The organism is Paenibacillus sp. ICGEB2008 (genome assembly GCF_000307675.1).
GTDB lineage: Bacteria > Bacillota > Bacilli > Paenibacillales > Paenibacillaceae > Paenibacillus > Paenibacillus polymyxa.
This window is the reverse complement of sequence record NZ_AMQU01000002.1, coordinates 1-12,403: the sequence shown is the minus strand read 5'-3', so window position 1 is coordinate 12,403 and position 12,403 is coordinate 1. Positions and strand designations below refer to the sequence as shown.

8 protein-coding genes and 1 pseudogene are annotated in these 12,403 nt (G+C 45.7%); 6 read left to right on the top strand and 3 right to left on the bottom strand.

Annotated features, from left to right (window positions below; translation table 11 throughout):
* The first annotated feature begins 13 nt into the window (after positions 1-13).
* The 6 genes from C400_RS0100630 (at position 14) to C400_RS0100605 (ending at position 9,986) form a co-directional block, all read left to right on the top strand.
* Positions 14-1,579, top strand: a complete 1,566-nt coding sequence (locus tag C400_RS0100630) for a response regulator transcription factor (protein WP_017425627.1) — start codon at positions 14-16, stop codon at positions 1,577-1,579.
* Positions 1,580-1,618: 39 nt separating this feature from the next.
* Positions 1,619-3,433: a cache domain-containing sensor histidine kinase gene (locus C400_RS0100625; protein ID WP_017425626.1), complete on the top strand. Its 1,815-nt coding sequence runs from the start codon at positions 1,619-1,621 to the stop codon at positions 3,431-3,433.
* Between the two features lie 357 nt (positions 3,434-3,790).
* Positions 3,791-5,071, top strand: coding sequence for an ABC transporter substrate-binding protein (locus C400_RS0100620; RefSeq protein WP_017425625.1), 1,281 nt, complete (start codon positions 3,791-3,793; stop codon positions 5,069-5,071).
* Between the two features lie 101 nt (positions 5,072-5,172).
* Positions 5,173-6,069 (top strand): carbohydrate ABC transporter permease, encoded by an 897-nt coding sequence (locus tag C400_RS0100615; protein WP_016820161.1) that lies wholly within the window; start codon positions 5,173-5,175, stop codon positions 6,067-6,069.
* A complete protein-coding gene (locus C400_RS0100610; RefSeq protein WP_026065335.1) occupies positions 6,066-6,890 on the top strand; it encodes a carbohydrate ABC transporter permease in 825 nt (274 codons plus the stop codon). Before C400_RS0100615 ends, C400_RS0100610 begins: the two co-directional genes overlap by 4 nt.
* A 51-nt stretch (positions 6,891-6,941) precedes the next feature.
* The gene (locus C400_RS0100605; protein WP_017425623.1) at positions 6,942-9,986 is read left to right on the top strand and encodes a glycoside hydrolase family 2 TIM barrel-domain containing protein; all 3,045 of its coding nucleotides are present in this window, start codon (positions 6,942-6,944) and stop codon (positions 9,984-9,986) included.
* A 165-nt stretch (positions 9,987-10,151) separates the two neighbouring features.
* On the opposite strand, the gene C400_RS0100600 is transcribed toward C400_RS0100605, so the two are convergent.
* From C400_RS0100600 to C400_RS28520, 3 genes and pseudogenes are all read right to left on the bottom strand, one after another.
* A complete protein-coding gene (locus C400_RS0100600; RefSeq protein ID WP_017425622.1) occupies positions 10,152-11,039 on the bottom strand; it encodes a GNAT family N-acetyltransferase in 888 nt (295 codons plus the stop codon).
* Between the two features lie 163 nt (positions 11,040-11,202).
* A complete protein-coding gene (locus tag C400_RS0100595; protein ID WP_017425621.1) occupies positions 11,203-12,141 on the bottom strand; it encodes a YwqG family protein in 939 nt (312 codons plus the stop codon).
* A gap of 116 nt (positions 12,142-12,257) precedes the next feature.
* Positions 12,258-12,403 (bottom strand): annotated as a pseudogene (locus C400_RS28520) (AraC family transcriptional regulator); the annotation flags it as partial.

The window sequence follows — 12,403 nt, the reverse complement described above, 5'->3', positions numbered from 1 at the left end:
GGAGAGTGCTGTCATGAATGAGCTATGCAACATTTTAATTGTAGATGATGAAATATTGGTACGGCAAGGGATCAAACATCATTTGTCGTGGGAACAATACGGATTTCGAATTGTAGGTGAGGCATCCAATGGGAAAGAAGCGCTGGAGCTGATCGAAGCCTTGCGTCCTCATATTGTCATTACGGATATCGTAATGCCGATCATGGATGGCGAGGAGCTGACACGCATCGTCAGACAGAACTATCCAGATATCGAAGTGATTGTGCTCAGCAGCTACGGCGAGTTTAATTATGTGCGCTCCACCTTTCAGCAAGGTGTGGCTGACTATATTTTAAAGCCCAAGCTGGACACAGATGAGCTGCTTCAGGTGCTCCAGCGAACAGCCCGCAAAATTCCATCCATTCAGTATCAAGAGGATGCCGGGAATAACCAAATTACGATGGAACATGTGATCGAGAAATTGATCTCCGGCTATAGCATAGACTATGAAGCTGAGCTGCTGAAGCAAGCATTCCCTTATGCCCGTTTTGCGCTCATAGGTATAGAACAGTCGGCACAGCAAGATAAGGGACGCTCTACCACTCTCTCTGCTTCAGACCTATTTTCCAAGCTTACAGATCGAGTAGCCTCTGCCTGTGAACACGTGGTTCTGCGCCAGCTGCCATCGGATGGGTATGCGGCCGTTTTTTTAGCCAATCTGGGGCCACGGGAATTAGATGCCTGGATGGCTGCGGTTAGGGAAGTTGCTCAAGAGATGAAGCAGCTCGATCCGCAGACGGGCTGGGCGGTCAGTCATCTATTTGATGATTTTAATCAGATTAGCGATGTCTATCAGGATGAACTGCCGAAGCTGCTAAGCTATCGCTTTTATTTCCCGGAGACAGCACTGCTCATAGAAGATGAACTCCCTCAGCCTGTTCAGGTGAATCGTTCGTTTAACTTAAAACAGTTTACGGAAGAGATGAAGCGTGAGCATTTTGATACAGCTTTTCAGGATTTGAGGTCTTATGTAGCCGCCATGTCCGGCAACTATACCTCGACCGCTTTTGAATTCAAATCGCTGCTCGGAAATATCGTGTTCAACATTACAATTTTGCTCGGGAATCAGGGGTATGATATGAAGGAGCTGGATGCGGCGAAATATTCGTATTTCAAAACAATTAATGATGCCCCTCATGTACATGAAGCCGTACGGTTGCTGGAGACTTTTTTGGAGGAAGCGAACCGACAGATCCTGGCTAAGACGCAGCAAGGAAGTAGTGCAAGCATGAAAAAATTGCTGGAGTATATTGAGGAACATCATGCTGAAACACTCAATTTGACGACCCTTGGGCAATATTTCCATTTTAACCCCTCTTATTTGTCCAGTTATTTTACGGCACACCATACAGAGGGATTTAGCGAGTACCTGAACAAAATTCGGGTTGAAAAAGCTGCTGAACTACTGCGATCGGGGACGTTGCCCATTTCAGATATTAGCAGTACAGTAGGCTATTCGGACCCCAGCTATTTTACTAAAGTGTTCAAAAAAGTGAAGGGATACTCTCCCAGTCAGTACCGCCGGGAACATCTCCATTAGAGAACAAGCGCATATCTGCCAGCAGAAAAGAGATAACATATGAAAAGATATATCCATAAGATCAAATATCAAGGTCTGTTCTTCAAAATCTTTATTGTTATGGTGGTCAGCATCACTGCGGTATCGTTGCTGACCTCTTTGGTGACGATTCGAATGTCTGAACGACTATTCGCTGAGACATTCAGTATTACCAATGCCAAGGTGCTTAGCCAGATTCAATCCAGCTTTGAATCCTTCAATGACTCTATCGTGAATGCTGTAACCCACGCTTCGGAAAATGGAACCGTCAAAAACTATTTGACTAGCGGCCAATCTGACTCGATTAACTCGGCAAGGATTTACTTCGGTATGGCACAGCAAATGAAGCAAATTAAATCGAACGTCGATGCTTATGATGTCGGTGTCGCTGTAACAGGTCTGAACGGACGGAGCTTTTACTCCGATTCCTCCTATTGGCCTGTAACTGCGGAGCAGCTTAAGAGCAGTGCTATTACGGCCCGAAGTGTAGCACGCCCGGCACAGCTTATGTATCAAATGGATACGGAGTTATTTCATCAACAAATGACTAGCACCGTCCAAAAACCCTCACCCTATATTATCGCCTCTAAACCATTTATGGAGCGAACCAGTGGCACCTTGTACGGAATGATCTACATTGCCATTCGGGAGCCAGAATTTCGGCGTTTTTATAACAATTTCACGAGTAACGGTAATGATGTGCTTATTTTGGACAAATCAGGACTGATCGTATCGAGCAACCGTCAGGACCTAATCGGACAACGCTCCAGTGAGCTGCTGGGCTATGCCACCAAAATCAATGAACAGGGACTAAACTATATTAATGCGGATGTAATGAATAAGGAGAGCATCGTTCTTTCCAACTATATCCCTTCATTTGATTTTTATCTGGTGAACATGATCGATAGACAAACCGCGGTTGGGCAAATTATTGACGTTAAATCTGTTGTATGGATCTGCATCGCCATCGTACTGATTGCTTTGGTGATTGTTTTTCTGATTTCTCGTCGCCTGATTCGTTCTTTGACTCGGTTGGTCAAGCAAATGTCGACGATACGTGAGAAAAATTTTGATAATTATATCCCGGTTACGGGCAGCTACGAGGTCAGACAGCTAAGTCATGCTTACAACTACATGCTCGATGAACTAAATGATTATATTCGTAAGCTTTTAGAAACCCAAAAAGGCCAACGAAATGCAGAGCTTGCTGCACTACAACGGCAGATCAATCCACATTTTCTGTACAATACATTGGCTTCAATCAAAATGCTGGTACTCAAAGGAAACAAGGAAACCGCCGCCGAGACGATTAATGCGCTCATTTCCTTGCTGCAAAATACAATCAGCAATGTGAGCGAAACGATCACCATCGAGCAGGAAATGGCCAACATGCAAAATTATGTATTTATTAATCATGTGCGTTATGGGCAGCGGGTACAGGTAAATTATTTTGTATCACCCGATTGTCTGGAGTATCATGTGCCCAAGCTTATCATTCAGCCTTTTATCGAAAACTCTTTTTTCCATGCGTTTAATGAGAAAAACACAGGACACATCTATATATTGGTGTCGAAAACAGAGGATACATTGATCTGTGAGGTGGTCGACGATGGAGACGGTATGGATTTGGACGGGCATACAGCGCAGGACGGACTGCCGAACCCCAAGAGCAAACGCCAACTATTTACGGGCATCGGCATCCAGAATGTGCACAATCGCATTACCCTTTTATATGGAGAAGAATATGGTGTGACCATTTCCAGCAAGAAGGGCGAGGGCACCAAAGTAAGAATGACACTGCCACTGATCGTAAAACCCGCTCCTCCTACCCCATAAAAAATATAGGCTGAACTAAACAAAAAAGGTGGAACAAGAATGGAGTGGCGGAATGGTGCTAGCCATCTAGACACAACAGCGATGGGAAGCACCATTCGGCCGCGCAGTGGCGCTTCGTGGAAACCTTTAGTTCAATCTATAAAAAGTACCTAAGTCTAAAGAAACTACAAATGTAAGCGGTACCTTTTTTGATAAATCATAATAATAAGACCAATCTGTATAAAGATATTCCTAACTGCCATCAAAGCAAGGATGATAAACTAAATTCATAAACAAGGTAACCGCTTTCAAAAAAAAAGTTCTACATGGTTAGCCACATATAAAAAAAAGAGTAGGGGTTGAACAAAATGAAAAAAAATGTCTTTCCTTCTGCTGATCGCAAGCTTGATCTTGCTATCCGCGTGCTCCAGCAATTCTGAGAAAGCAGCTACGACCACAGATTCAGGCAAGAAAGAAATTACAGTCTGGGCTTGGGATCCGAACTTTAACATCGCAGCCCTGAAGCTGGCAAAGGATCGTTATGTTGCCAAACATCCTGATGTAACCGTAAACATTGTCGAATATGCTCAAAACGATATCGTTCAAAAAATGAATGCCGGCCTCAACTCCGGTTCTACTAAAGGATTGCCGAACGTGGTTTTAATTGAGGATTACCGGGCACAGAACTTCCTGCAAGCCTATCCCGATTCTTTCCATGATATGACTAATTCGATCAAAGCATCTGACTTCGCTGATTATAAAATCGGACCGACTAGCTACAACGGCAAGCAATATGGAGTTCCTTTCGATTCCGGCGTTATGGGATTGTATGTAAGAACGGATTATCTGGAACAAGCTGGCTACAAAGTAGCGGACTTGACCAATATTGATTGGGACAAATTTATTGAAATCGGTAAAGCTGTAAAACAAAAAACAGGCAAAGATATGCTGACTCAAGATCCGAATGACCTCGGTCTGATCCGTGGCATGATCCAAACTGCAGGTTCTTGGTACCTGAAAGAAGACGGTAAAACACCAAACCTGGCTGGTAATCCAGCTTTGAAAGAAGCGCTCTTGACGTACAAATCCTTGTTCGACGCCAACATCGTTAAAATGAATGCCGACTGGAGTCAATTCTTGGCCGCATTCAACAGCGGTGCAGTTGCTTCTGTACCTACAGGTAACTGGATTACACCTTCGATTAAGGCAGAAGCTTCGCAATCCGGTAAATGGGCTGTTGTTCCTTTCCCTAAACTGAAAAATATACCTGAATCCGTGAATGCTTCCAGCCTCGGCGGCAGCTCCTGGTATGTCCTCAACTCGGACGGTCAAGATACCGCTGCTGATTTCCTGAAAGAAACATTCGGTTCAGATACAGAGCTGTATCAAGATATGCTGAGCAAAATCGGAATTGTTGGTTCATTGAACGCAGCTTCCAGCGGTAAAGCTTATGACGTGGAAGATGCTTACTTCGGTGGCGACAAAGTATACAAGAAATTTGCTGATTGGACTAAACAAGTTCCAAAAGTCAATTATGGCCTGCACACTTATGCCATTGAGGACATCATGACTGTTGAAATTCAAAACTACCTGAACGGAAAAGATGTAGATGCAGTTCTGAAGGACGCTCAAGGACAAGCGGAAGCACAGCTTAAATAAGTCAGTCCATCTAGCCAAGGCTAAACAATAAAACGATAAGCACTTAAAACCTTGGGCTTGCGAGTTCAAGGTTTTATTGCTGCATAGGGAGTTGACATGGTATGAAGACAGCCGCGCCCAAAATGACTACAACACGTCTTAAAGCAGGTATGACAGGATGGTTGTTCATATCCATCGCAGTGATCATGATTGCCGCCTTTTATTTCTATCCGATGATTCAGGCGCTGATCTTATCCTTTAAGACGGGTACTGGGTCTAATCTGAGCTTTAACGGCATTGATAACTATAAACGTCTGTTCACCGATAAAATGTTCATCACCGCCGTGAAGAATACGTTTATCTACTTAATTTTCCAGGTACCTTTAATGGTCATTCTGGCTCTGTTTATTTCCGTATTGTTGAATGATAAAAACCTGAAATTCAAAGGCTTTTTCCGCACCGCCATCTTCTTGCCGTGTATCACATCCCTTGTAGCCTATTCGGTTGTTTTCAAGTATCTGTTCTCGGCTGACGGTTTGGTAAACTCCTTGTTGCTGAACCTGCACGTGATTGGCACGCCAATCCAATGGATTACAGATCCTTTCTGGGCCAAAGTAACGATTATTATCGCGATCACATGGCGCTGGACGGGGTACAACATGATCTTTTACCTGTCGGGTCTTCAAAACATTGACAGTTCCATCTACGAAGCGGCCCGTATTGACGGAGCTTCCCCGATCCGGCAGTTTTTCAGCATTACCGTTCCACTGCTTAAACCGATTATCCTGTTCACCTCGATTACATCGACGATTGGTACACTTCAGCTCTTCGATGAAATCATGAATATTACCAAAGGTGGACCAGGTAACGCGACATCTTCTATTTCACAATATATTTATAATCTGTCCTTCAAGTATTCATCCGACTTTGGTTATGCGGCGACCGTATCTTATTCCATCGTCATTATGATCATTATCTTGTCGATTATCCAGTTTAAAGTGGCAGGTGAGAAAAAATGATGAAAACAAAAAGAGCATTTACGTACGCCTTTCTGATTCTTGTGTCATTCATTTCGATTTTCCCGTTCCTGTGGATGCTATCCAGCTCCACGAACCTGTCAGTCGATGTGACCAAAGGCAAGCTTCTGCCTGGCTCCCACCTGATGGATAACATGCACAATCTGCTCGAACAAGTAGACATCGTTACTGCGCTCAGTAATTCTGCAAAGGTTTCCATCTCAACGACGTTGCTGGCTATGCTCATTGCATCACTGGCTGGTTATGGCTTTGAAATTTACAGAAGTAAAGCGAAAGACGTTGTCTTCAATGTCCTGCTGATGTCGATGATGATTCCGTTTGCGGCGATTATGATCCCGCTTTACCGGATGTTCGGCAGCATTTCTAATGTGATACCGTGGATCGGCATTGATACGCTCTCTTCTGTCGTTATTCCAACCGTAACTACGGCGTTCCTGATCTTCTTTTTCCGTCAAAGCACCAAGATGTTTCCCAAGGATCTGCTGGAAGCTGGCCGGATGGATGGATTATCTGAGCTGGGTCTGTTCTTCCGGGTGTATATGCCTACGATGAAAACAACCTATGCCGCTGCCGCAATTATCACGTTCATGTCCAGCTGGAACAACTACCTCTGGCCTCTGATTGTACTGCAAACGCCAGAAAATCAAACCATCCCGCTGTTGATCTCGAACCTCGGCTCCAGCTATGCACCGGACTACGGCGTTATCATGATCGCCATTGTCCTGTCCACATTGCCGACTGCACTGGTATTCTTCCTGATGCAGAAGCACTTTGTCGCAGGTATGGTCGGCTCGGTAAAATAATAGATTTCTGTATACGGTCTTCATTCAATTTAAAAATAAGGAGTGTTCGCCTTGACCATTCATACCCCTAGTCTGGACTGGCTCACCGATGTAACCAAATTCGCGGTAAATCGCTTGCCTGCCTATTCCGATCATAAATATTACGCCACGCTTCAGGAAGCAGAACACCAGGCCGATATGGCCTGGCGTCACAGCCTGAGTGGGAGTTGGAAGTTCAACTATGCGACGAATCCAGCCACTCGCCCAGCAGAATTTTATGCCCCTGACTTTGAGTATAGCGGCTGGAGCGATATTCAGGTTCCAGGTCATATTCAGACGCAAGGCTTCGGCCAAATGCAGTACGCCAATACGATGTACCCGTGGGACGGACATTCGGATGTTCGCCCACCTCATATTCCAGAAGACCACAACCCGGTCGGTAGCTATATCAAAAGCTTTGTTTTGCCTGAAAATATGGCTTCTGACGCGCAACCTGTGTTCATTTCTTTTCAAGGTGTTGAGTCGGCTTTCTATGTATGGCTGAACGGACAATTTGTCGGTTACAGCGAGGACAGCTTTACACCGTCTGATTTTGAACTGACACCCTACCTGCAAGCTGGCGAAAACAAGCTGGCGGTAGAGGTATATCAAAGAAGTACGGGAGCTTGGCTGGAGGATCAGGATTTTTGGCGTTTTTCCGGCATTTTCAGAGACGTATATTTGTACACGATCCCTACTGTTCACGTACGCGACCTGCATGCCAAGGCGGACCTGGATGCTACCTACACACAGGGCCTGCTGGAATTGAAACTGACTTTGGAACAACCAGCAACAGCCCATACAACTGTCGATGTGAAGGATGCCACCGGACATATAGTAGCTTCTTTGAAAGCTGACTTTACAGAGGGCACCGCTTCGCTGTCAGCAACTTTGGAGCAAGTAGAGCGCTGGAGCGCGGAAAAGCCTTATTTGTACACGTTGTTCATTCAAATTTATGATGCCAATGGAACACTCGTCGAGGTGATCCCACAAAAGGTCGGCTTCCGCAAATTCGAGATGGTGAACAAGGTCATGCATCTGAACGGCAAGCGCATCATCTTTAAGGGTGTGAACCGCCATGAATTTAACGCTCGTACCGGACGTGCAATTTCCCGTGAAGATATGCTGTGGGATATTCGGACGCTCAAGCAGAACAATATGAACGCTGTACGTACCTCTCATTATCCGAATCAGACACTGTGGTATGAACTGTGCGATGAGTACGGGGTATACGTGATTGACGAAATGAACCTGGAAACACACGGTTCCTGGCAAAAACTCGGCGCAGTCGAGCCTTCGTGGAATATTCCGGCCAATCTGCCTGAGTGGCAGGATATCGTTATGGATCGCGCCATTTCCATGCTGGAACGGGACAAAAACCATGCATCCATTCTGATCTGGTCCTGCGGAAATGAGTCGTATGCAGGCGAAGTGCTACGCAATGTCGCTAACTATTTCCGGTCCACCGATCCGAGCCGTCTGGTACATTACGAAGGCGTGTTTCACAATCGTACGTACGATGATACCAGCGATATGGAGAGCCGGATGTACGCTAAGCCCGCTGATATCGAGCAATACCTGAACGACAATCCACAAAAGCCGTATATCAGTTGCGAATACATGCATGCGATGGGCAATTCCGTGGGCGGCATGCACAAGTATACCGAGCTAGAGAACAAATACGAGTTGTATCAAGGCGGTTTTATTTGGGATTACATCGACCAGGCGGTCATGAAAAAAGATCGCTACGGACGCGAGTACCTCGCGATCGGCGGCGACTTTGACGACCGTCCAACAGACTATGGCTTCTGTACGGACGGAATTGTCTATGCGGACCGGAAGGTTTCACCAAAGATGCAGGAGGTCAAATTCCTGTATCAAAATCTGAAGCTCATCCCGGATACCCAAGGTGTGACCATTCGCAACGAAAACCTGTTCGAGGGAACAGGGGACTATGAGCTGGTATACAGCCTGTTGCATGAAGGCCAAGAGATCACGCGAAATGTGAGTCATGTGGATGTGGCGGCTCAGACCGAAGCCTATATTCCATTGACGTTCCCAAGCACAGACGGGAAGCCTGGGGAATATGTCATTCACACGGCGCTTGTATTGAAGGAAGCGACGATTTGGGCTGAGGCTGGGCATGAAGTAGCCTTCGGACAGCATATTTTCATTGTGGAAAATCCAAATCCGCTGAAAGCTCCTACAGGTGGAGCCCTACGAGTGGTGCATGGCGATGTAAATATTGGCGTTCACGGTGCAGATTTCAGCATCATGTTCTCCAAAGGAGCAGGTAGCCTGACTTCACTTCGCTACGCAGGACGTGAGATGATTGCTACGCCTCCTGCCCCGTTGTTCTGGCGGGCGACCACAGACAATGATCGGGGAACCGCACTCGGTTTTGAAGCTGGTGGCTGGTTCGCTGCAAGTCTGACGCGTAAATGTGTGGACATCGAGGTCACGGAAGAGCAGGCAGACCGTGTGACCATTACGTTCCGCTACACGTTGAGCATTCATGCAGACGTACAGGTAACGGTAGCCTATACCGTCTTGGCGGATGGCAGTCTGAACGTAAAATCCACCTATGAAGGTGTATCGGGACTGCCTAACCTGCCGATCTTTGCCCTTTCGTTCAAGGTTCCAGCGGACTACCGTCATCTGGACTGGTATGCGATGGGACCAGAGGAGAATTACATCGACCGGGCCTTCGGTGCTAGACTTGGCGTATTCCGCAACGAAGCTGCGGATAACGTGTCCGGGTATGTCGTGCCACAGGAATCCGGCAATCGTACAGGCGTGCGCCGTGTCGATATTACTGACGATTCCCAGCGGGGCATCCGCATTACCGCACCTGCCACCGCGCCGGTGGAATGCAATATATCGCCGTATACAGCGTTCGAGCTGGAAAGTGCATACCATGTGTATGAGTTACCGAACGTTTATTACACCGTTGTCACCGTAGCTGGCAAGCAAATGGGCGTAGGCGGCGACGACAGCTGGGGTGCTCCAGTACATGAGGAATATCAAATCCCAGCCGATCAAAAGCTGGAATTCGAGTTCACCGTGCAGCGGATATAAATAAACGCACCGTATAGACAAGTATATGTAATAAAAGCCCTTCTGCTGCTTCCCTGATGGAAAGCCGGAAGGGCTTTAGTATTTTCTCATTCCACTCGTACTGTCAGCAGAAATAAAATCCTAAACAACTGTCGCTGTTCCATTAAACTAACGTGTCCCGCTAGTTTAATACTTTAAATTGTTTTTGAGAGCCTGCATAGATGTCACATAGTAATTAAACTCGGAAGCTACCTCAAACCCTATGGATTGATAGAGATTCAGCGCACGTCTATTGCTTGTCACGACTGCCAGGCGAATTATAGAACATTTCTGCTCCAGTATAAGTTGGACTGCACCAACAAGAATTTTACGACCGAATCCTTTATCTTGTTGAGATGGAAGGACACATAAGTCATGTATTACAGCAGTGTCCCTATTCAGGTAATTCACTCTTATCATCCCTATGGGTGTAAGACTGTCTGAAGCGATGTAACTCATTCGTTCAGGTTCTTTCGTACGAGCAAAGTAGCTCCTAGTCCAAGACTCTGAATCTCCAAAGGCTTGTGATGAACAAGTCACCATAAAACCCAAATCCGGTTCCTCTGCTAATCGCAGCATGATGTCCGTACCCTTTAACATATCTTCTTTTAATTGTTTTAAATTCATTGAAAATTCGGACGTACGGAAACTCGCCCCTAAATTCTTAATAAATTCAAGGCCTGACTCTGAATTTGATGGTACTCGAAAGCGGCAGGATTCAATTAGCTTTGTTTGCATTTCGGACATCGCACGTTTCAGCAGAGCATTGAATACACCTTGACGTCGAAAGTCCGGGTGAACCATCCCGTTCATATTAGCTTCAGTTCCATCAGAAGTATACCAACTAATAAAACCAATTAACTTATTATTGAAAAAGCACAAGTAAGCCTCGTCTCCGCCTATGGCTTTAAGACTTTCTACACCCACCCTTAAACCGGATCTGTCATTGGTCCTGCAAATTTGCTCCAGCGTTCGAACACGTTCGATTTCAGCGTTTGAAAAATCCTTCATTTTGCTAATTTGATATTCTCGCATGTAGTGTTGGTCCTCATGAAGAAGGAAATACGCAGTCTATGGACGAGTAGGCGCTATCCTTCTAGAATCTGTCCGCTGATTTATGTTTACCATTGTGACCGCCTCCTCGTGATGAATAACTTGCCACCCAGCATTTAAGTATAAACGGCCCTGCTGCACCCGGCTAGCTTGTAGCCAGATTAACATATGTTCGCGTGAAATCAAGGTTTTGCAAGTCCCTTTGATCTATAAAAAACTCCAAATACCCTGCGTCCCACCAGCACATACCGACCTCATTCAAGGATGATACAGAGAGCAAAACATGCCAATTTTCCGAAGCTTGATCGTGCTTTTCCCGGTTCGCCTGGTATTCTTGCAGCTGAGGCAGCACTTCGGATCGCAAATGCTCCGCATACTCCGTACTTCCCCTATGCATAGCTTGCTCGACTTCCTGATGGATCTGACCCTCACTCTTATGCGAATTAAACAGCAGACCCTTCAGCCCGTTTCGGCACAGATAAGCATCGCGCCGAGTGTTCCCGGCAAAAGACTGATGCTGTCCCCACACCGTGTCGCTATGTTCATATAGAAGCTCATAAAGCTCTTCGTACTGATCTAAAAGAATATCTCCCAGCTCACCCTCCGATGGCAGCGTCAAGATCGGCTGAAAAGAAATTGCATACGAGGTGAAATCCCTGTTCTCGGCACATACTTCAACCTCCCCATTCGGCGGCAAAGTTTTCTTCAAAGCGCTGCTGTCACCGTTATAGTAAAAGACTTTATGGTCAATATCATAAGCTGGCTCATCCAGCCCAAGAAAAAAGTATAATATGCCCTGATGAGGCAATCCCTCGAATGGTGAAAAAGGCAACTCGCTTAGATTGATCTGAGCAATAAACGTATAATATTCTCCGTCTGAATTACACGGCCACTCTATTGTGGGCGGCAGATCTGGATAGCCGGCGATCCGACTATTCCCAACGTTTTCATAGTTTTCCTCATGCTCTAGCTGAAATTGTATAGTAGCTTCGGCTTCCTGATAGATCTCTTCTTTTAACTCATCATCAAGTGAATGCTCTTCGAGTATTCGAGTCAGTTCTTCCTTTAATGGTGATTGCAGCATCTCACTCGCCCCTTTTGACAATGTATTATGTATTGATTGCTCTCATTAAATCTCTCTTAAATCAGATTATCAAATTATAGTCTGATAAGCCATGCCTGCTGTAAAGCAGAAATGGACTAGACATTGTTCATAAATGTTTTGTGATAGGCATTCCGGTATTGTGAGGGAGTCATATGGACTCGCTTTTTGAACAATCGCATAAAATACTTCTCATCCGTGTACTCCCGCTTCTTCCGCAACCTGCTTAATGCTCATATCTGTA